This window comes from Flavobacterium sp. 83, assembly GCF_000744835.1.
Taxonomy (GTDB): domain Bacteria; phylum Bacteroidota; class Bacteroidia; order Flavobacteriales; family Flavobacteriaceae; genus Flavobacterium.
Genome location: NZ_JQMS01000001.1, coordinates 1,663,703 through 1,688,639, shown reverse-complemented (window position 1 = coordinate 1,688,639; position 24,937 = coordinate 1,663,703). Strand labels below are relative to the sequence as shown.

General features: G+C 33.0%; 18 protein-coding genes and 2 tRNA genes. 16 read left to right on the top strand and 4 right to left on the bottom strand.

What is annotated here, in order from left to right; genetic code table 11:
- Nucleotides 1-103 precede the first annotated feature (103 nt).
- Nucleotides 104-811, top strand: coding sequence for a dipeptidase PepE (gene pepE, locus T410_RS07420; protein ID WP_035670080.1), 708 nt, complete (start codon nucleotides 104-106; stop codon nucleotides 809-811).
- A gap of 59 nt (nucleotides 812-870) precedes the next feature.
- Here the strand turns inward: pepE and T410_RS07415 are convergent.
- Both T410_RS07415 and T410_RS07410 read right to left on the bottom strand, forming a co-directional pair.
- A tRNA-Gly gene (locus T410_RS07415) sits at nucleotides 871-943 on the bottom strand.
- Nucleotides 944-991: 48 nt separating this feature from the next.
- A tRNA-Gly gene (locus tag T410_RS07410) sits at nucleotides 992-1,064 on the bottom strand.
- Between the two features lie 601 nt (nucleotides 1,065-1,665).
- Here T410_RS07410 and T410_RS07400 point away from each other — a divergent pair.
- Entirely contained in the window at nucleotides 1,666-3,252 is a 1,587-nt protein-coding gene (locus T410_RS07400; RefSeq protein ID WP_035670074.1) for a murein L,D-transpeptidase, read from the top strand.
- On the opposite strand, the gene T410_RS07395 is transcribed toward T410_RS07400, so the two are convergent.
- Nucleotides 3,241-3,963, bottom strand: a complete 723-nt coding sequence (locus T410_RS07395) for a murein L,D-transpeptidase catalytic domain family protein (RefSeq protein ID WP_035670065.1) — start codon at nucleotides 3,961-3,963, stop codon at nucleotides 3,241-3,243. The genes T410_RS07400 and T410_RS07395 overlap by 12 nt on opposite strands.
- A 260-nt stretch (nucleotides 3,964-4,223) precedes the next feature.
- Between T410_RS07395 and T410_RS07390 the strand changes: the two genes are divergently transcribed.
- From T410_RS07390 to pruA, 12 genes are all read left to right on the top strand, one after another.
- Nucleotides 4,224-6,545: a DUF5916 domain-containing protein gene (locus tag T410_RS07390; protein ID WP_369793017.1), complete on the top strand. Its 2,322-nt coding sequence runs from the start codon at nucleotides 4,224-4,226 to the stop codon at nucleotides 6,543-6,545.
- Nucleotides 6,546-6,747: 202 nt separating this feature from the next.
- Entirely contained in the window at nucleotides 6,748-9,165 is a 2,418-nt protein-coding gene (locus tag T410_RS07385; RefSeq protein WP_035670063.1) for a DUF5916 domain-containing protein, read from the top strand.
- 141 nt (nucleotides 9,166-9,306) lie between these two features.
- A complete protein-coding gene (gene gpmI, locus T410_RS07380; protein WP_035670061.1) occupies nucleotides 9,307-10,824 on the top strand; it encodes a 2,3-bisphosphoglycerate-independent phosphoglycerate mutase in 1,518 nt (505 codons plus the stop codon).
- Nucleotides 10,825-10,946: 122 nt separating this feature from the next.
- Complete coding sequence (locus T410_RS07375) at nucleotides 10,947-11,618, top strand: TetR/AcrR family transcriptional regulator (RefSeq protein ID WP_035670057.1); 672 nt, start codon at nucleotides 10,947-10,949, stop codon at nucleotides 11,616-11,618.
- A gap of 18 nt (nucleotides 11,619-11,636) precedes the next feature.
- On the top strand, nucleotides 11,637-13,298 hold the full coding sequence (locus tag T410_RS07370) for a peptidase domain-containing ABC transporter (protein ID WP_035670052.1): 1,662 nt from the start codon (nucleotides 11,637-11,639) through the stop codon (nucleotides 13,296-13,298).
- Between the two features lie 2 nt (nucleotides 13,299-13,300).
- The gene (locus T410_RS07365; protein ID WP_035670049.1) at nucleotides 13,301-14,647 is read left to right on the top strand and encodes an HlyD family secretion protein; all 1,347 of its coding nucleotides are present in this window, start codon (nucleotides 13,301-13,303) and stop codon (nucleotides 14,645-14,647) included.
- Complete coding sequence (locus tag T410_RS07360) at nucleotides 14,647-16,035, top strand: TolC family protein (RefSeq protein WP_035670046.1); 1,389 nt, start codon at nucleotides 14,647-14,649, stop codon at nucleotides 16,033-16,035. The genes T410_RS07365 and T410_RS07360 overlap by 1 nt, the downstream gene beginning before the upstream one ends.
- A 44-nt stretch (nucleotides 16,036-16,079) precedes the next feature.
- Nucleotides 16,080-16,898, top strand: coding sequence for a type I methionyl aminopeptidase (gene map / locus T410_RS07355; protein WP_035670043.1), 819 nt, complete (start codon nucleotides 16,080-16,082; stop codon nucleotides 16,896-16,898).
- Nucleotides 16,898-17,668, top strand: coding sequence for a class I SAM-dependent methyltransferase (locus T410_RS07350; RefSeq protein WP_035670041.1), 771 nt, complete (start codon nucleotides 16,898-16,900; stop codon nucleotides 17,666-17,668). The genes map and T410_RS07350 overlap by 1 nt, the downstream gene beginning before the upstream one ends.
- A gap of 83 nt (nucleotides 17,669-17,751) precedes the next feature.
- Entirely contained in the window at nucleotides 17,752-19,005 is a 1,254-nt protein-coding gene (locus T410_RS07345) for a DUF5103 domain-containing protein (protein WP_035670039.1), read from the top strand.
- A gap of 80 nt (nucleotides 19,006-19,085) precedes the next feature.
- Entirely contained in the window at nucleotides 19,086-19,472 is a 387-nt protein-coding gene (gene apaG, locus T410_RS07340) for a Co2+/Mg2+ efflux protein ApaG (protein WP_035670036.1), read from the top strand.
- Nucleotides 19,473-19,762: 290 nt separating this feature from the next.
- Nucleotides 19,763-21,391 carry an L-glutamate gamma-semialdehyde dehydrogenase gene (gene pruA / locus T410_RS07335; RefSeq protein WP_035670033.1) on the top strand — a complete coding sequence of 543 codons (1,629 nt, stop codon included), beginning with the start codon at nucleotides 19,763-19,765 and terminating at the stop codon, nucleotides 21,389-21,391.
- A gap of 142 nt (nucleotides 21,392-21,533) precedes the next feature.
- Here pruA and rsmG read toward each other — a convergent pair whose 3' ends face one another.
- Complete coding sequence (gene rsmG / locus T410_RS07330) at nucleotides 21,534-22,163, bottom strand: 16S rRNA (guanine(527)-N(7))-methyltransferase RsmG (protein WP_035670030.1); 630 nt, start codon at nucleotides 22,161-22,163, stop codon at nucleotides 21,534-21,536.
- 104 nt (nucleotides 22,164-22,267) lie between these two features.
- Here rsmG and T410_RS07325 point away from each other — a divergent pair, with 104 nt between their 5' ends.
- Nucleotides 22,268-23,362, top strand: a complete 1,095-nt coding sequence (locus T410_RS07325; protein ID WP_035670027.1) for an acyl-CoA desaturase — start codon at nucleotides 22,268-22,270, stop codon at nucleotides 23,360-23,362.
- Nucleotides 23,363-23,459: 97 nt separating this feature from the next.
- Complete coding sequence (locus T410_RS07320) at nucleotides 23,460-24,650, top strand: pyridoxal phosphate-dependent aminotransferase (protein WP_035670024.1); 1,191 nt, start codon at nucleotides 23,460-23,462, stop codon at nucleotides 24,648-24,650.
- Nucleotides 24,651-24,937 lie beyond the last annotated feature (287 nt).

Sequence of the window (24,937 nt, the reverse complement as noted above, 5' to 3'; positions counted from 1 at the left end):
TACTAATGGCTTGGTAAAAATATGTTAATTAAAAACAATAAAATACACCATTAGAAACACAATTTTATATCTTTAACATGTACTATTTTCAAAACAAAATACAATGAAAAACATAATTATAGCCAGTACATCTGTCCTTCATGGCGGAGATTATTTAGACTATTTACTACCTAGATTAAGCTTGCATTTTCTAAATTGCAAAACAATACTTTTTATCCCCTATGCTCGTTCTGGAGGGATTTCACATGAGGAATACACTTCAAAAATTGCCTTGGCTTTTGCCAAAATAAACAAAACTGTAAAAGGAATTCACGAATTTGAAGATGCTGCACAAGCCGTTCAAAATGCTGAAGGAATTTTTACTGGAGGCGGTAATACTTTTTTACTGGTTTCACAATTGTATAAAAACAAAATCATGACTGTTCTTGCAGATACTGTTAAAAAAGGAACTCCATATTTAGGGACAAGTGCTGGTAGTAACATATGCGGACTAACTATGCAAACCACTAATGACATGCCTATTATTTATCCCCCGAGTTTTCAAACTTTGGGATTAATTCCTTTTAATTTGAATCCGCATTATTTAGATGCTGATAAGCAATCCACGCATATGGGCGAAACACGAGAAACTCGAATCAAAGAATTTCACGCATTTAATACTGTTCCTGTTTTAGGATTACGAGAAGGAAGTTGGCTTGAGGTTCAAGGCGAAAAAACCATCTTAAGAGGGAATTTGTCAGCGAGACTTTTTAGACAAAATCAATTGGCAGAAGAATTAGAAAGCGGCAGTGATTTGAGTGCTATAAAATAATTCAGAAACGAATTTATATTAAATAAAAAAGCCGAAACAATTAAGTTTCGGCTTTAAAGAGCGAAAGACGAGGCTCGAACTCGCGACAACCAGCTTGGAAGGCTGGAGCTCTACCAACTGAGCTACTTTCGCATGACAAAATTTAAATAAAAAACCTCAAACCAAAATTTGAGGTTTTAGAGCGAAAGACGAGGCTCGAACTCGCGACAACCAGCTTGGAAGGCTGGAGCTCTACCAACTGAGCTACTTTCGCATTAACAACGGTGCAAATATAAATAATAATTCTGCTTCAATGCAAGTTTTTTTTCTGAAAAAACACAAACTACTCGCCTTAATCTTTTTTATTAAAGCCGATAAAAATCATAAAGAATTTAATATGAAAATATTATACCTTTATAAAGCTAAAAAAAATAGTTCAAAAAATAATGTAAAACATCAACCACTTCTATTCATTCTAGGCTTTTTTGATACGACATCCTGTACTTTGAGCAGATAAATTGATAGATAGTCGCCATTTAAACATCGATAATTTTCAAACTAACACTCATTTTGACCGGTTAGACTGGAATAATCTTATTGAAGTCATAGCGTATTGAAAGCAAAAACCGATTTATTTGATGTAGAAAACAGTATTAAATTCGAGGAACGACAGTTTTGAAACAAAATCAAAAAAAATTAACCAAAGACTCATTCTTAGTTCTGAGAAATATTGTTAAGTCCAAAATGCAATTTAATTTGATTTAATCTTAGAAAAGATGCAATGGATATTTAAAAGATGAGCAACCAAGGTAGAGGATTGTCTTTTCAAATAAATAAAAAAAGGAACGATTTGTCATGTTTAAAAACAACGAGTGATGAAAAAATTATTTCTAATACTAGCATTATATTCAGTCATAAACTGCAAAAAAGAAGAACTAAAAAGTGAGGTAATCTTGAAAAAAGAGACCCCAAATTCTCATGTTCGTTCTAATGAAAAATCAATTAGAATTGACACTACTTTAGTAACCTATTTCAACAACAAAATACTTTCTGATTTTTATAAATCGAATAATTACAAAACCGTTTGGCAATCCGATAAAAATAGAAAAATAATTTTAGCAGAACTCCTTAAATCTGATGAAGAAGGATTGAATCCAGAGGATTACAAAATAAAAAAACTACTTGATTTTGAAAAAAAATCAGCTACTCTAGATACAATAGATTTAGCAAAATACGATGTTTTACTAACTTCAAGTCTTGAAAAATACATTTCCCATTTAACAAACGGAATATTAAACCCAAGGAAGCTTTATAAAAATTGGGAGTTAAAAGAAAATTATATCAACTTAAACGAAACAGTTACTCAATTATTAAACAGCGATTCATTGCCCTATAAAATCGACCAATTAAAACCCAATCATATTGTTTACAAAAGATTAAAAAAAGCACTTGCACTAATTAAAACATTTTCGACAGATAATTTTAAAAATCTAAAAATTACTGGAAGCATTTCTCCAAATGACACTAATCCGTCTATAATTGATATTAAAAAAAGATTAATTTATTGGAAAGATTTGCAACCCAAAGACAGCCTCACTCCTATTTATGACAAAGAAATGGCAATTGCTGTAAAAAAATTTCAGGTTCTTCATGGCTTAGCTCTTGACCCGATTATCCGAGAAGCTACAATTGCTTCATTGAACTTTTCAAAAGAACAACGCATCCATCAAATTATTGTTAATCTAGAGCGCTGGAAATGGTATCCAAAAGAAATGGGAAAAGAATACATAATTATAAACATTCCTGATTATAAATTGACATTAGTTAAAGATAACGATACTTTGAGAACACACAGAGTAATAGTAGGAAGAGCAAAAAGAAAAACACCAATCCTAAGTTCTAAATTAACGCAGGTAGTTTTTAATCCAACTTGGACGATTCCTCCAACTATTTTGAGAGAAGATGTTATTCCGGCAATTTTAAAAAGCAGAAACTACTTAGCCAAATCGAACATTAAAGTATACGACAGCAATGGAAGAATAGTAAATCCATATGAATGGCAACTAGCACAAGCAAAAAACTACCGCTATGTACAAAATCCGGGAACTTTTAATTCATTAGGCATGGTTAAAATTATTTTTCCAAACCGTTTCTCCGTTTATTTACACGACACGAATCATAGGGATTATTTTGATAAAATTGATCGCTCGTTGAGCTCTGGTTGTGTTAGAGTTGACAATCCACTGGAATTGACAGAATATTTACTTAACGATCCCATGAATTGGAACATCGAAAAAATCACAACTATTTTACAAAACGAAAAAACAAAATTTATAAAAATAAAAAAAGATGTTTCCTTTCACTTATTGTATTGGACTGCTTGGAGCGAAAACAACAAATTGATTTTTAGAGATGATATTTATAATCTTGATACAGATTTATACAAGAAATTAAGAAACTAACTCTGAAGCCAATTTAAAAGTTCTTGATGGATGATAAATAAAGAAACATGACTTATCTTTTATTGCACTAATAATTTCTTTAGATAATTCTACAGGTACCGCTGGACAACCTTGACTTCGTCCTAATCTATGATTGTTTTTTATGAATGAGCTAGAAACATATTCAGCTGCATGCATAACGACACCTCTTGCTCTTGCGTTGTCGTTAACTCCTTTTTCTAAACCATCTAATTTGAGCGACATGCCGTGTTTACCATTATAAATCTCACCAGTTGCATAAAATCCTAAACTGCTTTTATAGGATTCGGCTGAATTTGAAAAAGTAGACGCAAATTCATCGCCAGTATTTCTTCCATGTGCAACAAGCGTATTAAACAAGATGTCACCTGTTGTCAAGTTAATAACCCAAAGTCTTTTTGTATTGGATGACAGACTAAAATCAACTAAGGTTAAAATATCTTTCTTGATCAATCCTTTTTCTTTCAACAAATAATATCCTTTTAAAGCTTCTGAAAAACCTTCTAATTTAGGTAAGGCAAATTCGTTGGAATGCAAATTATTATATGCCTTTTCAATAGTAGCTTCTACACTAGAGTTTACCGTTTTGGCATAAACTACTGATTTATTACTCTTTGGTTCAGAAAAACTTGTTTTGCTCGAAGTGAATGAAACCAGCATAAACAAAACGGCAGGAAATATCTTATAAATCATTGATTTTCTTTAAGTTATAAATTAATTCGGGATTGCAAACGTACTCCAAAAAACAAGAATTAAAAAGCAATTAACAAAACTTTAAACCATACTAACGAATTAACTGATTAAAATATTGAGTAAAAAACTGCAAAAAAATCACTTTATACGTTAATTTTGTTATTTTTGTTTTAACACATTCCTAATTTATGCTCAAATTTCAGTCTACAGTACTAATTTTTTTAATATTCTATAGTTTTAATATCTATAGCCAAAAAAAGGTGCTTTTAGCAAAATCTACTACAGAACACATTTCCATTGACGGAAAAATTAACGAAACAATTTGGGAAAAAAGCTCCGTAGCTACTGATTTTGTAATGTTTGAACCTGATAATGGAAAACCAATAAACAATACTAAGAAAACGGAAGTCCGAATACTATATGATAATGACGCCATTTATATTGCTGCAACATTATATGATGATGATCCTACTAAAATAAAAAAAGAAATCACAAACCGTGATGTTTTTGGAGTTTCCGATAATTTTTCTGTTTATATCAATGGTTTCAATGATGGACAACAAGATTTTCGCTTTTTTGTGAGTTCAGCAGGTGTTCAAGCAGATTGTTTAGCAACCGAAGAGAGCGAAGATTTTACATGGGACGCCATTTGGGATAGCGAAGTAACATTAACCGACTTTGGTTGGGTCGTTGAAATGAAAATTCCCTATGCAGCTTTACGATTCACAAATACTGGAAAACAAACTTGGGGTTTGAATTTTACGCGAGAAATAAAACGTGACAATCAAAAATATACTTGGAATCATGTTGACACAAAAATTGGCGCTATAATTCCGCAAGCAGGGATTCTTGATGGAATTGAAAATATAAAACCTCCTACTCGACTTTTTTTCATACCCTACTCATCCGGTTATTACCAAAAAAATGATATCGCCTCAGGAACTACTTTTAAGGCTGGTTTAGATATAAAATACGGAATCAATGATTCCTTTACTTTAGATGCTATCGTGGTCCCAGATTTTGGACAGACTAAATTTGACAATGCCATTTTAAATCTTGAACCTTTTGAACAAAAACTGGATGAAAACAGGCCGTTTTTTACTGAAGGAACTAATTTATTTAATAAAGGAGGTCTGTTTTATTCCAGAAGAATTGGCGGAGCTCCAAGCACAGTACCTACAATTGAAGCAAATGAAGAAATAACAAATTATCCCAGCACAGTCAACTTACTAAATGCTGTAAAAGTATCCGGAAGAACAGAAAAAGGTTTGGGAATAGGCTTTTTGAATGCTGTCACAAAAAAAACTTACGCCACCATTGTTAATAATGACACTAACGAAACTAGAAAAGAGGTAGTAGAACCTCTAACTAATTATAACATACTGGTATTAGACCAACGTTTTAATCAAAACTCATCGGTATCATTTATAAATACAAATACAACTCGTTATGGTAACTTTAGAGATGCTAATGTTTCAGCAGCATTATTCGATTTGAAAACAAAAGCAAACACGTATAATTTATATGGCGATTTCAAATACAGTTCGATCAATACAATTGAAGATTACGATGGATATAAAACAGAATTAAATTTCGCAAAAACAAGTGGAAAATACAGATATATACTTTCAGCAAAATACATATCAAAAGATTACGATATAAATGATCTTGGAATAATTTATTACACGAATTACAATAGTGTTACCGCAAATGGGAGCTATAGAATATTAAATCCAACAAATAAATTCAACTCATTTAAAATATATCAAGAAATAAGTTTAGAAAACCAAAATACATCAGGAAAAACACAGGAAGCCTATTCTATTACCCAAATAAAAGCAACAACCTTAAAAAATAATTATTTTGAATTCTTTTTAAGAATAAATCCACTAGATAGATATGATTTTTATGAACCTCGAGAAGTAGGAAGATATGTTTATATACCTAAAAGCATTTTCGTATATGGCGCTTTTGTTAGTGATCAAAACAAACCATTTACTTATGAAGTTGAAACATCAATAACTAAATTTGATGAAAACCAAAGAGCAATTTACATGTTAAACGGTAGCATCAAATATCGATTCAACGATAAACTTTCCTTAGCACATGGTTTCCAATATACTAGAAAAACAAATGACAAAGGTTGGGTTGATCAAGATAACACAGGAATTATTTTTGCGGAGCGTAACAGGGAAATATTACAAAATGACCTTACAGGAAAATATGCCATAACCAATAAAATGACACTAAACTTAACGGCGCGTTATTACTGGTCATATTCTCAAAATCATGGATTCCTTACTTTACAGGATAATGGTTATTTATTCCAAAACAATACTTATTCATTAAATAAAAACAGAAATTTCAATTCATGGAATTTTGATTTATCTTATTCCTGGTGGTTTGCCCCAGGTAGTGAAATCTCCATTTTATACCGAAATTACGCCCTGGAAAGCACTAGAAATGTTCAAAAAGATTTGTCTACTAATTTCAAAAATGTTTTCGATAGTAACCTGACTAATATTTTTTCAATTAGCCTTCGGTACTTTATTGATTACAATGTGGTAAAAAATAAATTTTAACCCCAAAAACAAAGCCTCATAAAATGAGATTGAAAACACTTCTTTTCGATCTCATTTTTTTATTTAATTAAATTCCGCTTATTTTTTTTATCACAAAACTGTAACAAATTTTAAAAAACACAGTCTATTCTTCTAATTCGATTAAAAGAATCACAACAATCATCAAAATCAATCAACTTCAATCAACTTCAATCAAAATTACATGAGAAAATTACTCCTTATAATTACGCTTCTTTTTTCATTGTTTGGCTACAGCCAAAAAAAAACGTTACAAACAAAATTCATCACAGACAACATAACAATTGATGGAAAAATAGATGAAGATGCATGGAAATCAGCACCTGTGGCTAAAGATTTTATCATGTTTGAACCAGATAACGGAAAGCCTATTGCTGACAATAAAAAAACTGAGATAAAAGTTTTATATGACAATGACGCCATATATGTTGCTGCATTAATGTATGATAACGAACCTAATAAAATATTAAAAGAAATCTCCCAGAGAGATAATTTTGGGGCTTCTGATATTTTTGGGGTTTTTGTAAATGGTTATAATGATGGGCAACAAGATTTTCGCTTTATTGTCTCGGCATCAGATGGGCAAGCAGATTGTATAGGAACTGATACAAACGGGGAGGATTACTCATGGGATGGAGTTTGGAAAAGTAAAGCTGTAATCACTGATTTCGGGTGGGTTGTTGAAATGCGAATTCCATATGCTGCACTGCGCTTTTCGGGGGAGAAAAAACAAACTTGGGGACTTAATTTTTTTAGGGAAATAAAAAGGGATCGTCAAAAATACAGTTGGAATTTTATCGATTCAAAAATTGGCACTTTTACACAACAAACCGGAGTTCTCGAAGGAATTGAAAATATCAAAACTCCTACCCGACTCTTTCTTTTACCCTATTCTTCTTTTTATGTAAATGCAAATTCACAACAAAAAACTACGGGAACCATCAAAGGTGGTTTGGATATAAAATACGGTATAAACGACGCATTTACGCTTGATGCCATACTTATCCCTGATTTTGGGCAAACAAAATACGATGACCAAATTTTAAATTTAGGACCATTCGAACAACAATTTAATGAAAACAGACCTTTTTTTACAGAAGGAACGGATCTATTCAGTAAAGGAAATTTACTCTATTCAAGAAGAATTGGTGGAAGACCTTCAGTTTATCCTAAAATTGAGAGTAACGAAAAAATAATTGACAATCCGTCGAGTGTCAACCTTATCAATGCGTTAAAAATATCCGGAAGAACCAAAGATGGTTTAGGAATAGGAATCCTTAACGCTGTCACTGAAAAAACATATGCCACAATTGAGAATAATGAAACTAATAAAACCAGAAGAGAGCTGGTAGAGCCATTAAGCAATTATAATGTTTTGGTTCTAGACCAACGCTTTCGCAAAAATTCTTCCGTTTCATTTATCAATACTAATGTTACCAGAAACGGTGCTTTTCGGGACGGAAATGTTTCTGCATTAGTTTGGGATTTAAACACGAAGAAAAACACGTATAACCTCTCTGGAAATTTTAAATACAGTTACATAAACGATACTGAGGATCAGAAAGGGACTTTCACTTCATTAAATTTTGGAGAAACTTCCGGAAAATACAGATACAGCCTTGGAACAGAAATAGTATCTAAAAGTTTCGACAGTAATGATTTAGGCATTAATTTTGAAACTAACTATTATGCTATTTATGGAAATGCAAATTATAGAATATTAAATCCCACAAAATACTTCAACACATTCGTTGCGAATTTCAATGTATATACTCAATTTCAAAAAGAGACAGGGAAAATTCAGGGAAATAACATCAACATAAATATAAATTCTAATAATAAACAAAATCATTATTTTGGATTAGGCATCAATATAAATCCTATTGAGTCCTATGATTATTATGAGTCCAGAACAGAAAACAGACCGCTAATTTTCCCGAAAAGAATGGGAGGCTGGTTCTACTTTTCTTCTAATTACAATAATAAATTTGCAATAGACTTTAATCCTTCTTTTGCTGTTTTAAGCGAACCTGGAAGAAATTCATATGGATTTTTATTTGGTCCAAGATACCGCTTCAACGATAAATTTGCATTAAATTACAGCTTTAACTTTTTTAGACAAAACAATAACAAAGGGTATATAGATAGTATTAATGACGATTTAAATTCAGCAACGCCAAACACCATACTATTTGCTAATAGAAACGTAATTACCTATTCTAATTCGCTTACTGGCAAATACTCTGTCAACAGTAAAATGACTTTTAACCTTTCTTTACGACAATATTGGTCCTTTGCCGAAAATAAAAATTTCCTCTCTCTCGAACAAAACGGAAGATTAAAGGATTACACGAATTTTACCGAAAACAGAAACTCAAGTTTTTATTCTTGGAATGCTGATTTATCCTATTCTTGGTGGTTTGCCCCTGGAAGTGAAGTCTCTATTTTATATAGAAACAATGCAGCGAATTTTCAAAAAGAAATCGACAAAGATTTTGGAAGAAACGTTACTACTTTACTGACCAATGATCAACTTAAACATGTTTTATCTATAAGTATTCGTTATTTCATAGACTATAACGCCATAAAAAATAAATTTTAAGTTGCATTAATTTTAAAAAACTACGGTTTCTACAACAAAATTATCATTATTTGTTATTGTTATGTTACGAATGAATAATAGTGATTTCTATTACTTCGAACATTTTTAGAAATACTTTATCTTTGTTCAAAATATAATACGATGAACAAAAAAGTAATTCTTATGATTTTGGATGGTTGGGGAAAATCTCCTGACCCTAAGGTATCTGCAATTGATAATGCTAATGTACCATTTATAAATAGCCTTTATAAAAATTACCCAAGTGCCCAACTTAGAACTGATGGTCTAAACGTAGGTTTGCCAGAAGGACAAATGGGAAACAGCGAAGTAGGTCATATGAACCTTGGTGCCGGACGAATCGTTTATCAGGATTTAGCCAAAATAAATCTTGCCGTAGCTCATAATACTTTGGCTAAAGAACAAGTATTAGTTGATGCTTTTACTTTTGCTAAAGAAAACAATAAAAAAGTACACTTCTTAGGATTGGTTTCTGATGGTGGTGTTCACTCTCATACTTCACATTTACGAGGTTTGATTGATGCAACGCAACAATACGGATTGCAAAAAGTTTATGTTCATGCCTTTACAGATGGTCGTGACGTAGATCCAAAATCAGGCGTAACTTACATTGAGAATTTAGAAAACTATATCGCTAATACTACCGTGAAAATAGCTTCCGTTATTGGACGTTATTATGCCATGGATCGTGATAAACGATGGGAAAGAGTAAAACTTGCCTACGATTTAGTAGTAAACGGAACTGGAACTCATTCAAAAAATGCCGTAGCATCAATAGAAGAAAGTTACAAAAATAATGTAACTGATGAATTTATTAATCCAATGGTTATGGTGGATGATAATGACAAACCACTAGCTACAATTGAGGAAGATGATGTTGTTATTTTCTTCAATTTCAGAACAGATAGAGGAAGAGAATTGACTGAAGCACTATCTCAAGAAGATTTTCATGAGCAGAACATGCACAAATTGAATTTGTATTATGTAACGCTTACCAATTATGACGAAACGTATAAAAACGTAAAAGTTGTTTATAATAAAGACAACATTACCGAAACTCTTGGTGAAGTTTTAGAAAAAGCACACAAAAAACAAATTCGAATAGCCGAAACTGAGAAATATCCTCACGTGACTTTCTTCTTTTCTGGCGGTAGAGAACTACCTTTTGCTGGCGAAAGTCGCATCTTGAAAAATTCTCCAAAAGTAGCAACTTATGATTTGCAACCAGAAATGAGCGCATTTGAATTGACAGATGCTTTAGTTCCTGAACTGGAGAAAGAAGAAGTAGATTTTGTATGTCTTAATTTTGCCAATGGCGATATGGTAGGTCATACAGGGATTATGAGTGCTGCAATACAAGCTTGTGAAGCCGTTGACAAATGTGTCGAAAAAGTAATTACAACAGCATTAGCCCATAATTACACTACTATAGTAATTGCTGACCACGGAAACTGTGAAACTATGATTAATCCTGATGGAAGTCCTAATACAGCCCATACAACAAATCCAGTTCCAATTATTTTGGTAGACAAAGATTTGAAAGAAATCCATGATGGAGTTTTAGGTGATATTGCTCCAACAATTTTAGAATTAATGGGAGTTGAAAAACCAGTGGTTATGACTTGTCATTCTTTGTTATAAGTCTAATTAATTCAAATATTTATAAAAAAGCTACTCCAATCGAGTAGCTTTTTTTATAAATAAAAGTTAAAATTTCATATTTAAAAGTATTACTATTATATTTGCATAAAATATTATCAATTATGAATACAATACTATCCAATCTAAAAATACAAGTCAACGAAAAAATCTATGTTAAAGATCCCGAAACGTCTGCCTTGGGAAAAAAAATCATAGAACAAAGCATCCTTTTGATTGATGAAATTGGGTTCGACAATTTTACGTTCAAAAAGCTGGGTGAAAAAATTGGTTCTAATGAAAGTTCCCTTTACCGCTATTTTGAAAATAAGCACAAATTATTGGTTTATTTATCCTCTTGGTACTGGAGCTGGATGGAATACAAACTAGTTTTTGCTACCACAAACATTACTGATCCGAAAGAAAAACTCAGAAAAGCAATTACCATTGTTACCGAAAAAGTAGCTGATGACAGTAGCACCGAGCACATCAACGAGGCCATTCTAAACAAAATAATTATTGCCGAATTCACAAAAACACTTCATACCAAAGAGGTTGATCAAGAAAACAAGGAAGGTTTTTTCTTGATTTATAAAAGAGTAATAAACAGAATTGTGAGTATTGTAAATGAAGTAAATCCTAACTATACATATGCAAAATCTCTGGTGTCTACAATTGTGGAAGGCAGTTTACACCAACATTTTTTGACCGAACACTTAACTACTATAACTGACTGTAACAGTTCTGTAAGTATAACTCAATTTTATCTCAATCTGACAGAAAACGTTTTACGTTAAAACATAAAAAAAAGAACTATGACTCCTTTAAAACGATTTTACAACTTACTAGAATTAGACAAAAAAGATGTTTCTCAAATATTTTTTTATGCCATTTTTGCCGGATTAATCAGTTTGTCACTTCCATTGGGAATCCAAGCTATTATCAATTTTATTCAATCTGGAAGAGTCAGCGCCTCTTGGATTGTACTTATTATTTTAGTTGTTTTTGGCGTTGCTTTGGTAGGGATTTTATCCTTAATGCAATTGCGAATTACAGAAAACTTACAGCAAAAAATATTTGTTCGGTCGTCATTTGAATTTGCGGCACGCTTGCCAAAAATAAAATCAGAGCAATTGTACGACACCTATCCACCTGAATTAGCCAATCGTTTTTTTGACACCATGACGATTCAAAAAGGGACATCAAAGTTACTAATCGATTTTTCGGCAGCCTTACTTCAAATTGTTTTTGGAATTCTATTGTTGTCATTGTATCATCCTTACTTCATCCTATTTGGTATTTTATTGCTTTTCCTTCTCTATTTCATTTTCAAATTTTCATATAAATCAGGATTGGAAACCAGCTTAAAAGAATCCAAATTCAAATACAAAGTTGCAGGTTGGTTGCAGGAAATGGCTCGTAATAATTTCAGTTTTAAAAATGAACTTAATTATGATTTTGCTTTAGAAAAAAACAATCAAATCGTCTCTGATTATCTTAACTACCGCGAAAAACACTTTGATGTCATCAAAAGACAATTCAGTCAATTAATTGTTTTTAAAATCATTATTACTGCTAGTTTATTATCGATAGGAGGATTTTTAGTATTGTCGCAGCAAATGAATATTGGACAGTTTGTTGCTGCAGAAATCATTATTTTGTTGGTAATTAATTCGGTCGAAAAAATAATCATTGGATTGGAAACTTTTTATGATGTATTGACTTCTGTTGAAAAAATTGGACAAGTAACCGATTTAGAATTAGAAGAAGATACAATTACTAAAAATGACACTTGCTATACGAATATCGTTCTGGAAACAGAAAACATTAAATTCAAATTTCCTGATTCAGAAAACGAGATCCTAAATACAATCAGTCTAAAAATTGAACAAGGAGAAAAAATAGTAATTGAAGGTGACAACGGTTCCGGAAAAACAACCTTAATCCGATTATTATCTGGTTTATTACAACCTACATCTGGTTCTTTCTATATTAATGATGACACTTTTAGAAAAATAAATTTAAAACAATACCGCTCTCAATTAGGCAGTATTATTCATAGCGAAACTCCATTTGAAGGAACAATACTCGAAAACATTACTTTCAAAGACACATCAATACCTTTTGAAGATATAAAATGGGCGATTGATGGCGTTCAACTGAGTTCGTTTATTAAATCATTGCCAAAAGGTTTAGACACTAGAATTTTCCCCGAAGGAAAACAATTATCATCTTCTAACGCACAAAAAATTTTATTGGCAAGAAGTATAATTCACAGGCCGAAAATACTTTTCTACGAAGATCCAACCGATAGTATGGATGAAAAAGTAGCCAATGAAATTATTGACTTTATCACTTCTGATGCAAACAAATGGACCATCATAGTTTCCTCAAAAAATCCATATTGGAAAACTAAATGCAGCAGAAAAATTATCATGCAAAATGGAGCTATTCAACTTGATTTAAAAAACAACTAGTCATGCTAAACATATCTGACAACAAAACAAGACTACAGTCACTGGAGCAATACGAAACAGTTAAAAACTTAGGAAACAGACCTCATTATAAAATTTTGAACAGAATTATAGCCGGTGTTTCAATAATTGGATTAATTGCGCTGTTTTTACCTTGGACACAAAACATTTCAGGAACAGGAGCTGTAACCACTTTGAAACCAAACCAAAGACCGCAATCTATTCAAAGTGTTATTTCTGGTCGAATAGAGAAATGGTATGTTCAAGAAGGTGACTTTGTCAAGAAAGGCGATACCATACTTTTTATTTCGGAGATTAAAGAAGATTACATGGATCCTAATTTGGTTGAAAACACTAAAAACCAAATGAATGCCAAGAAACAATCTTTGCAATCGTATGGTTCAAAAGTAAATACTCTTTCGGGTCAAATTCAAGCTATTGAAACCGAAAAGAAGCTAAAACTGGAACAAGCACAAAACAAAATCAAGCAATCATTTTTGAAAATAAAAAGTGATAGTATGGATTTAGTCGCCGTTAAAACACAATTAAAAATTGCAAACACACAATACAACAGGTCTTTGCAATTGAACAAAGAAGGTTTAAAACCATTAAGTGATACCGAAGACAAAAGACTAAAATTGCAAGAAGTTGAAGCAAAAATCATCACGCAAGAAAACAAATATTTAACCAGTAAAAATGAATTTATAAATGCTAAAGTAGAGATCAGCAGAATAACAGCTGAGTATTCAGAAAAAGTTTCTAAAGCCAACAGCGATAAATTCACGGCATTGAGCAATCAATATGACACTGATGCCCAAGTCAATAAATTAGAAAATCAATATGCTAATTACAGCATTCGAAATGGCATGTATTATATCAGAGCTGCGCAAAATGGTTACATCAACAGAGCATTGCAATCCGGTATTGGGGAAACCATAAAAGAAGGAACGCCAATCGCCACAATCATGCCTTCGGATTATGATATTGCAGTGGAGACATTTGTAAATCCAATCGATTTACCATTAATAAGCAAAGGCGAAAAAGTACGCGTTTGGTTTGACGGATGGCCAACTATAGTTTTCTCCGGATGGCCGGACATGTCTTATGGAACTTTTGGAGGTAAAATTGTAGCCATAGAAAATTTCATCAGTGAAAATGGCAAATACAGAGTTTTAATTGCTCCTGATTCTTCCGAAGCAAAATGGCCTAAACAATTAAGCATTGGTTCCGGAGCCCAAACTATTGCTCTATTAGACAATGTGCCTATATGGTTTGAAATATGGAGAACACTTAACGGTTTTCCTCCAAATTATTACAAAACTGGAACTAAAACAACTAAAGAAAAGAAATAATGAAACAACTCCTTATCGCTTTTTTATTATTGGGTTTTGCTGCTTTTGGACAAGAATTTACCGCCAAAGAACTGACCTATACCGAGTTTCTGGGCTATGTGAAAAAATACCATCCATTAGTCAAAAATGCCAACTTAGAAATCAATAAAGCACAAGCAAATTTGATGATGGCACGCGGTGGATTTGACCCAAAAATCGAAGTAGATTTTAGCAAAAAACAATTCAAAGAAAAAGAGTATTATTCGATTTTGAATAGTAGTTTCAAAATCCCAACTTGGTATGGAATTGAGATTAAAGCAGGATTTGACAACAATGAAGGCATTTATCTGAATCCTGAAAATACGGTTCCGAATCAAGGCTTGACTTCATTGGGAATTAGCGTTCCGCTAGGACAAGGATTATTCATTAATCAAAGAATGGCTGATGTTCGCAAAGCAAAAATTCAAATGCAATTAAGCCAATCCGAAAGAAAATTGCAGGCAATAGCAGTTTTGTATGATGCTTCACTGGCTTATTTTAATTGGAAGAAAAACTTCAACGAAGTAAAGTTGTATGACGAGTATAATAAAAATGCGCAAACACGTTTCAAAGGGATTAAAACCTTAATCGTGCAAGGTGACAAACCTGCAATTGACAGTATTGAAGCCGGAATCATTGTAAAAAACCGAATATTAAATTTAGAAGATTCGAAACTTAAATTGGCTAAAGCCAAATTAGAACTGGCCAATTTTCTTTGGTTGGAAAACAACATTCCGCTTGAATTGTCAGACGAACTGATTCCCGAAACGCAGTTAGAATTCACGATTCAGGAAAGTTTAAAAACAAATGATTTGTTAAACGCCGATTTCTCCATCACTAATCATCCAAAAATAAATGCATTACAAAGCAAAATTGACATCTTGAATGTAGAGAAAAAATTAAAAGCCAATATGCTTTTGCCAAAAATTGATGTGGGCTACTCCTATTTATCGGAACCCAGCTACATTGACAATTATCAATTTAAGGACTACAAAATAGGGTTAGATTTCTATTTCCCTTTATTTCTTCGAAAAGAACGCGGAAGTTTGAAACTAGCGAAATACAAAGTCCAAGAAACTGAATTTGCATTGGACATAGAAAAAGTACAATTGTCCAATAAAATCAATGCGCAGAAACTGGAGATTGTATCGTTATTAAAACAAAAAGAGTTAATAAAAGGTTTAGTAGAAGACAATCTCACGATGTTAAATTCAGAGGAAAGATTGTTTTCTTTTGGAGAAAGTTCGTTGTTTTTAATTAATACGCGAGAAAATAATTTGGTTAGCGCACAACTTTCTAAAATTGCTTTAGAGAACCGATTTTATGTTTCAAATTCGGAGCTTTTTAAAATTATGGCCAATCCGGATTAAATAATTTATAAAATCGTACTTTTGCAAACTGAAAATTCGAAATTATGATCATAGTAAAATCCCGTGAAGAAATAGAATTGATGCGCGAAAGTGCATTAATAGTATCAAAAACATTAGGAATGATTGCTTCTGAAATTAAAGAAGGAGTCACCACTTTATATCTGGACAAATTAGCCGAAGAATTCATTCGTGACCACGGAGCTGAACCAAGTTTCCTTGGATTATATGGTTTCCCAAACTCACTTTGCATGAGTCCTAACGCACAAGTAGTTCATGGAATTCCAAATAACAAACCATTAGAAAGCGGCGATGTAATCTCCGTAGATTGCGGTGCTTATAAAAATGGATACCATGGCGATCATGCCTATTCTTTTGAGATTGGTGAAGTCGCTCCGGAAACTAAAAAATTATTGCAAATAACTAAAGAATCATTATACGTAGGAATCCGAGAATTAAGATTAGGAAACCGCGTAGAAGACGTTGGAAATGCTATTCAAAAATACACTGAGGCGCATGGTTATGGTGTAGTTCGTGAATTAGTAGGTCACGGCGTAGGACAAAAAATGCACGAAGATCCTGAAATGCCAAACTATGGTAAAAAAGGAAGAGGAAAGCTTTTTGTTGAAGGAATGGTTGTAGCGATCGAGCCTATGATTAACATGGGAACCCGAAATATCAAACAATTAAAAGACGGTTGGACAATCCTTACTGCCGATGGAAAACCAAGCGCACACTTTGAGCATGATGTAGCTATAATTGATGGGAAACCAGAGATATTATCGACTTTTGGATACATCTACAAAGCGTTAGGAATTGTGAGTAATGAAGAAGATGAGTTTAGAAAAACACCTTTGGTATTGTAATGAAGAAACTATTTAAATTAATACTTAATACTATACCGCGTCCTTTACTGATCAGATTAAGCTATGTAGCACGTCCCGTTCTTGCCTTTGCATTAAAAGGAACTACATTCACTGATCCTATTGACGGAAAAAGTTTTAAAATGTTCTTGCCTTACGGTTACGGAACACAAAGAAACAATGTGCTTTCGCCAAGTACACTTTCATTGGAAAGACACCGTTTATTATGGTTGTATTTGAATGAGCAAACTAATTTTTTTACTTCAACAGCAAAAAAGAAAGTGTTGCATTTTGCGCCGGAACAAGCTTTTTATAAATTGTTTCGAAATCAAAAAAATCTGGAGTACACCACAACCGATTTATTTTCCCCTTTGGCAGATGTAAAAGCGGATATTTGTGATTTACCATTTGAAGACAATCAATATGATGTTATTCTTTGCAATCACGTTTTGGAACACATTCCAGATGATACTAAAGCAATGCAGGAATTGTATCGCGTTTTGAAACCCGGTGGAATGGCAATTTTACAAATTCCACAAGATTTGTCCAGAGCCACTACTTTTGCTGACGACAGCATTACGGATCAAAAAGAACGCGCTAAAATATTCGGGCAATACGATCATGTTCGAATTTATGGTAGAGATTATTTTGACAAACTAAGAAGCATCGGTTTTAAAGTCGTTGAAGAAGATTACACCAATAAAATAGCACCCGAACTAGTAGAAAAATATTGTTTGGCCAAAGGCGAAATTATTCCGGTATGCTTTAAATAGATTTGGAGTAAATCGAATCAACAATTGGCATAATAATAGTGTTGCTTAATTCATTACATTTACATTTCAGCAATTCAAAACACATGCTTAAAGCCTTTTTTCGAAAAATAGCATTTCTTTTTATAATTACCTCGGCAACTGCACAAGTAGAAAAAGAGGTCGCTCCACCCTATAATGTAAAGACGATTTCTTTTGTTCAAAGCAATCAAAATGTAATTCCAATTTTTAAATTAGGGGAAGGTTTTCAATTGCAATTCGACGACCTATTTGGCAATGAAGCTGATTACTACTATGAAATAACTCATTGTGATTATAATTGGAACCCAACAGACATTCCTAAAAGCGAGTATTTAAAAGGTTTTGATAACCAAAGAATTTCAGATTACACCAATTCTTTCAACACATTACAAATCTATTCTCATTATAGACTGGCAATTCCCAATCAGTACACACAATTATTAATCAGTGGTAATTACATCCTGAAAATTTTAAACGAAAATAAAGAAGTCGTTTTTTCCAGAAAATTTATTCTTTATGAAGATCTGGTTACAGTACCTACTCAAGTAAAAAGAGCGAGAACTGTTAGCAATTTAGATACTAAACACAATTTAGAATTCACTATTAAATCAAGCACCATTACTTTTCAAAATCCACTTAAAAACGTAAAAGTAGTTTTACTTCAAAATGGAAAATTAAATGATGCAATTACAAATATTGTCCCTCAATATACGATTGGAAACGATTTGATTTATAAGTATGACACTCAAACTCAATTTTGGGCAGGAAACGAATATTTATACTTTGAAAACAAAGACATTAGAGCTGCCAATAACAATGTGGCCCGTGTAGATTCAAATAATGAGATTTACAGCTCTTATTTATACACTAATAATGCACGAACTAATTTTTTGTACTCCGTAACACAAGATGTCAACGGGAATTTTGTCGTGAAAAATATAAACGCAACCAATAGCGAAATTGAAGCTGACTATGCATGGGCCTATTTTAGTCTTTCGGCTCCAACTTTTAGAATGAATAAAGACATTTACATCACCGGAATGTTCAACAATTATAATACAACTCCAGAATATAAAATGGATTATAATGAAAAAACGAACCGATATGAAAAAGCCATTTTAATAAAACAAGGATTTACTAGTTTTCAATATACAGTTGCTGACAGTAAAGGAATCATCGATCATGAAAATGCAATTGATGGGAATTTTTATCAAACAGAAAATGATTATTCGATAATGGTTTATTACAGAGAAAACACCAATCGATACGATCGAGTAATAGGAAAAGGAACTACAAATTCCATAAATACCATCAACTAAAAAAATTTATGAAAAAATGACTATACAAAATCAATTTTTTGTAAATTTGTCATTATTAAGCACCTATTCATATATTTAGTATGGTTTCGCAAATAACAAGAGGCATAAAGATATCAGTATTGACTAGTTTTGAAGGGACCTACTTCAAAAACTATAAAATTCACTTTGCTTTTAGTTATGAGATCACAATCGAAAATCACAGTAAAGATTCTGTTCAATTGATTTCTCGCCATTGGGAAATTTTTGATTCTCTAAATGATGTTGAAGTAGTTGATGGCGAAGGAATAATTGGAAAAAAACCTGTTTTAAAACCAGGCGAATTTCACACTTACAGCTCAGGTTGCTTATTATCGTCTCCTTACGGTGCAATGAAAGGGTATTTTAATATGATTAATTTTACTTCAACAAAAAATTTCAAAGTCATAGTACCTACCTTTAGATTGTGCGCTCCATTTGCATTAAACTAAATCATCACCTTAATTTCTGGAAGCTAATCCAGCTATTCATTACAAGTCCTCATAAAAATAATCATTTTTGAAAGCCCTAAAAAGAGCTTCCGTTGGTCGCTTTTTTAGAACTGCAAAAAAAGATTATTTTATTCCGGGCTTTTCATTTCTATCTGGGCTATAATACAAATGATATAATTTACCACCAATAGTTTTATACCTGCAAATGACGATTTTTAAAACAATCCTTCGTACTTTTGTGAAAAAATTTACCACACTTAAACATTCGCTAATTTTATAATTTTACAAATATGTTAAAAGGATTTTTTCATGTACCAAAAGCGGTAAACGAACCAGTAAAAGGATACGCACCAAATTCACCAGAAAAAGCAGCTGTTCAAGCAGCTTACGCAAAAATGTGGAATTCTAAAATCGATATACCATTATACATTGGAAGCGAAGAAATTAGAACTGGAAACACAAAAAACATGACCGCTCCTCACGATCACAAACATATCGTAGGAACGTATCATCTAGCCGAAAAATCTCATGTTGAGCAAGCAATTGCAAATGCATTAGAAGCTAAGACTGCATGGGCAAATATGGCTTGGGAACAAAGAGCCGCTATTTTCCTGAAAGCAGCTGAATTGATTGCAGGTCCTTACAGAGCAAGAATAAATGCCGCAACAATGATTGCGCAATCAAAAAATATCCATCAAGCAGAAATTGATGCTTCTTGTGAATTCATTGACTTTTTACGTTTCAACGTAGAATTCATGACACAAATTTACAATGATCAGCCAAAATCTAACTCTGATATGTGGAACCGCTTAGAATACAGACCTCTTGAAGGTTTTGTATACGCGATTACTCCATTCAACTTTACTGCTATTGCCGGAAATCTTCCTGCAAGTGCTGCAATGATGGGGAATGTTGTGATTTGGAAACCAAGCGACAGCCAAGTTTTCTCTGCACAAATCATCATTGAAGTATTCAAAGAAGCGGGAGTACCTGATGGCGTTATTAACGTTGTTTTTGGAGATGCTTTGATGATTACCGATACTGTTTTGGCAAGTCGTGATTTTGCAGGAATACACTTTACAGGTTCAACGCATGTATTCAAAGATATTTGGGAAAAAATTGGAACAAACATTCACCATTACAAAACATACCCAAGAATTGTTGGAGAAACTGGAGGAAAAGATTTCATCATCGCACATCCAAGTTCGAATCCAAAACAAGTAGCAACAGGAATTGTTCGTGGTGCATTTGAATTTCAAGGTCAAAAATGTTCAGCAGCTTCAAGATCTTATGTTCCTAAAAGTTTGTGGCCAGCGATAAAAGAACAACTGATCACTGATACAAAATCAATGAAAATGGGTTCTCCAGAAGATTTTGGAAACTTTATCACTGCAGTAATTCACGAAGGTTCTTTCGACAAATTAGCTCTTTTTATTGACCAAGCCAAAAAAGATACTGATGCCGAAATTATCGTTGGTGGTAATTATGATAAATCTGTTGGTTATTTTATTGAACCAACAATTATTGTTACAACAAACCCACATTATTCCACAATGGAAACGGAATTGTTCGGACCTGTAATGACGATTTTCGTTTACGAAGACGACAAATGGTTAGAAACTTTGGAATTAGTAGATACAACTTCAGAATATGCTTTAACAGGTGCGGTTTTCAGTCAAGATCGTTACGCAATTGAGCAAGCGACTACCAAATTGCAAAATGCGGCCGGTAACTTCTATATCAATGACAAACCAACTGGAGCAGTTGTAGGAATGCAACCTTTTGGTGGTGCAAGAGCATCAGGAACTAACGATAAAGCGGGTTCAGCATTGAACTTATTGCGTTGGGCTTCGCCAAGAACTATCAAAGAAACTTTTATCACTCCAGTAGATTACAGATACCCATTTTTGGGAGAATAAGCAACTCCTATAGCTTGAAAGCCGAAAGTCTTAAAGGACTTTTCTAAGATAAAAAAAGCCAAATCTAAAAATTTAGATTTGGCTTTTTTCGTTTTTTCAAAGACACTTCTATCTTTTGACTTTAAGACTTTTGAACTTATGACTATGATTGAAACTTCAACGGCAAATGCACCACTTTCTTAGTTTCAAAGAATTCATCTTCAAAAAAGTCTGCTAAATTATATTCCTTAGCTTTCGGGAAATCCTTCAACTCTTCCGTTAAATCACCGCCTTTTAGATAGAGAATTCCGTTTTTCAATTCATGTTTATTATTCTTTTTGATTTTGGTTTTTACCCAAGAAACAAAATCAGGCATATTCGTAACAGCACGACTCACGATAAAATCGAAATCTCCTTTTACGTTTTCAGCGCGTAATTGTTCTGCTTTTACATTTTTAAGTTCTAATGCTTCAGCAACAGCTTGAACCACTTTTATCTTTTTGGCAATAATATCAATCAGAAAAAAACGGGTTTCAGGGAAAAGAATCGCCAATGGAATTCCAGGAAATCCTCCGCCCGTGCCAACATCCAGAACATAAGTTCCCGGTTCAAATTTTATAATTTTTGCAATTCCCAATGAGTGTAGAATATGCTTGGTATATAAAGCATCAATATCTTTTCGCGAAATGACATTGATTTTTTCGTTCCAATCGTGGTATAAAAAATCCAATTTTGCGAATTGCTCTTTTTGAATATCAGTCAAATAAGGAAAATACTTAAGAATCTCGTCCATGTTCTAATTTTTTAACAAAAGTAATACTTTAGAGTTGAAATATTTATCTCAATTTTGTATATCCAAAAATTTATAATAATTACCTTTGAACTTTATTAAATCATATGAACAAGACCGCTCCTACATTTGCAAAGCAAGACAATCTGAAGTTTTTCAGAACTCTTAACTCGCGGGTAAACAATTACTTCAAGGAAAACAATATCCAAAAAACTGGAAATTGGAGACTTTATTTGAAAACCATAATCTTGTTTGCAGTTTTTCTTGCGCCTTATTTTTTAATCCTAACGTTAGATATGCCGTTTTGGGCACACCTTCTTTTAACAATCGTTATGGGAATTGGAATGGCCGGAGTAGGAATGAACGTAATGCATGATGGGAACCATGGTTCTTATTCCAATAAAAATTGGGTTAATAAATTCATGGGAGGAACTATTTATGTTCTTGCAGGAAATGTATACAACTGGCAAGTACAACACAACGTTTTACACCATACTTACACGAATATTCCAGGTCACGATGAAGATTTAGATGCCGGGCGTGTCATTCGTTTTACAAAAGAAGCTAAATGGTATAACTTTCATCGTTTTCAACAATATTACTCTGTTTTTCTCTATGGATTATTAACTTTCAATTGGGCTATTACAACTGATTTCAAACAGATGAGAAGTTACCTAAAAAGAAAATTATCCTATGGTGAAGCCAAAAGCCCAAAAATACTTTGGACCACTTTAATCATCACTAAAATAATTTACGTTTCCATCTGGATCGTTTTACCAATCGTTATTGGAATCACTTGGTGGAAAGTCCTTATTGGTTTCTTCGTGATGCATTACACTGCAGGATTAATTCTTAGCGTTGTGTTTCAATTGGCACATGTTGTGGAAGAAACGACCAATCCATCTCCAAATGAATTAGGGGAAATGGATAATACTTGGGCAATTCATCAATTGTTTACCACAACCAACTTTGCTCCAAAAAACAAAATTGTAAACTGGTATACCGGAGGATTAAACCACCAAATAGAGCACCACATTTTTCCAAATATCAGCCATGTACATTATGGTAAAATTGCGAATATTGTAAAAGAAACTGCTCAAGAATGCAACTTGCCGTATTACGAATATAAAACAATGCGAAGTGCTGTCATCGCACACTTTAAGCATTTGAAAGAACTGGGAATGAAACCGGAACTTACATAATAACAATACATCTTAATCGAAAACAAATAAACTAAAAAATAATAATTAACCTCCCTTAATTCCTAAATGGGAATACGGGGCTTTCAAAACTTTTTTAATGAATAATCCACTTTCAGACAGAATTAACAATCTAGCTACATCACAAACACTAGCAATGGCTGCTTTGGCCAGAGAATTAAAAGCACAAGGAAAAGATATCATCAGCTTAAGTTTAGGCGAACCTGATTTCAATACGCCAGACTTCATCAAAGAAGCAGCAAAAAAAGCAATTGATGAAAATTATAGCACCTATTCTCCAGTAGAAGGATATGCTGAATTAAAAGAAGCAATCTGCAGAAAATTCAAAAGAGACAATAATTTAGACTACAAACCATCTCAAATTGTAGTTTCAACAGGAGCAAAACAATCCTTATACAACATTGCACAAGTAATGTTAAACGATGGTGATGAAGTAATTTTACCAGCTCCTTACTGGGTTTCTTATTTCGAAATCGTAAAATTATCAGGTGGAGTTCCTGTAGAAGTTCCTACATCTGTAGATACGGATTTCAAAATCACACCAGAACAATTAGAAGCAGCCATCACACCAAAAACAAAAATGATGTGGTTCAGTTCTCCTTGTAATCCAAGTGGATCGGTGTACAACAGAGAAGAATTAACGGCATTAGCAAAAGTATTGGAGAAATATCCAAACGTTTACGTTGTTGCTGACGAAATCTACGAGCACATCAATTTCTCAGGGACTTTTTGCAGTATTGCATCAATCCCAGGAATGTTAGAAAGAACAATTACTGTAAATGGAGTTGCCAAAGCTTTTGCCATGACAGGATGGAGAATTGGATACATTGGCGCACCAGAATTCATTGCTAAAGCCTGTACAAAAATTCAAGGTCAGGTAACTTCAGGAGCAAATTCTATCGCACAACGCGCTACCATTACAGCAGTAGATGCTGATCCAAGTGTATTAAAACACATGGTTGATGCTTTCCATAGCCGTAGAGATTTAGTAGTAGGATTATTGAAAGAAATTCCAGGAGTAAAAATCAACGTTCCAGAAGGTGCTTTTTACGTATTCCCAGACGTTTCTTCTTTCTTTGGAAAAACATTGAAAGGAACCGAAATCAAAAATGCAATGGATTTATCAATGTACCTTTTGGCCGAAGCTAACGTAGCAACGGTAACAGGTGACGCTTTTGGAAATCCTGACTGTATCCGTTTCTCTTACGCAACCAGCGACGAGATCTTGAAAGAAGCATTAAAAAGAATCAAAGATGCTTTGGCACTATAGTCAAAACTCATAAAGTCGAATGCTGGAAAATCAAAAATCCAACTTAAAATACCATAAAAACCTCAAGATATTCTTGGGGTTTTGTTGTATTTGGGCGTGACCACAAGGGTCGGGCTTTTTGCTGCAATCTTTATATTTTTAAAGAAAAAAGATAAAGGATTTCCGCTGCAATCCCTCACGCAAACCCTGCCAAAATCCTATTTATTCTAATGTAGTACGGAATGTTCATTATTTGCTAAAATATTTATAATCAATCGATAAAATAACAACAATTTACAAATTTGTAA

Coding starts and splice junctions, on each gene's coding strand:
- pepE (WP_035670080.1), top strand. CDS start 104: ATGAAAAACATAATTATAGCCAGTACATCTGTCCTTCATGGCGGAGAT.
- T410_RS07400 (WP_035670074.1), top strand. CDS start 1,666: ATGAAAAAATTATTTCTAATACTAGCATTATATTCAGTCATAAACTGC.
- T410_RS07395 (WP_035670065.1), bottom strand. CDS start 3,963: ATGATTTATAAGATATTTCCTGCCGTTTTGTTTATGCTGGTTTCATTC.
- T410_RS07385 (WP_035670063.1), top strand. CDS start 6,748: ATGAGAAAATTACTCCTTATAATTACGCTTCTTTTTTCATTGTTTGGC.
- gpmI (WP_035670061.1), top strand. CDS start 9,307: ATGAACAAAAAAGTAATTCTTATGATTTTGGATGGTTGGGGAAAATCT.
- T410_RS07375 (WP_035670057.1), top strand. CDS start 10,947: ATGAATACAATACTATCCAATCTAAAAATACAAGTCAACGAAAAAATC.
- T410_RS07370 (WP_035670052.1), top strand. CDS start 11,637: ATGACTCCTTTAAAACGATTTTACAACTTACTAGAATTAGACAAAAAA.
- T410_RS07365 (WP_035670049.1), top strand. CDS start 13,301: ATGCTAAACATATCTGACAACAAAACAAGACTACAGTCACTGGAGCAA.
- T410_RS07360 (WP_035670046.1), top strand. CDS start 14,647: ATGAAACAACTCCTTATCGCTTTTTTATTATTGGGTTTTGCTGCTTTT.
- map (WP_035670043.1), top strand. CDS start 16,080: ATGATCATAGTAAAATCCCGTGAAGAAATAGAATTGATGCGCGAAAGT.
- T410_RS07350 (WP_035670041.1), top strand. CDS start 16,898: ATGAAGAAACTATTTAAATTAATACTTAATACTATACCGCGTCCTTTA.
- T410_RS07345 (WP_035670039.1), top strand. CDS start 17,752: ATGCTTAAAGCCTTTTTTCGAAAAATAGCATTTCTTTTTATAATTACC.
- apaG (WP_035670036.1), top strand. CDS start 19,086: ATGGTTTCGCAAATAACAAGAGGCATAAAGATATCAGTATTGACTAGT.
- pruA (WP_035670033.1), top strand. CDS start 19,763: ATGTTAAAAGGATTTTTTCATGTACCAAAAGCGGTAAACGAACCAGTA.
- rsmG (WP_035670030.1), bottom strand. CDS start 22,163: ATGGACGAGATTCTTAAGTATTTTCCTTATTTGACTGATATTCAAAAA.
- T410_RS07325 (WP_035670027.1), top strand. CDS start 22,268: ATGAACAAGACCGCTCCTACATTTGCAAAGCAAGACAATCTGAAGTTT.
- T410_RS07320 (WP_035670024.1), top strand. CDS start 23,460: ATGAATAATCCACTTTCAGACAGAATTAACAATCTAGCTACATCACAA.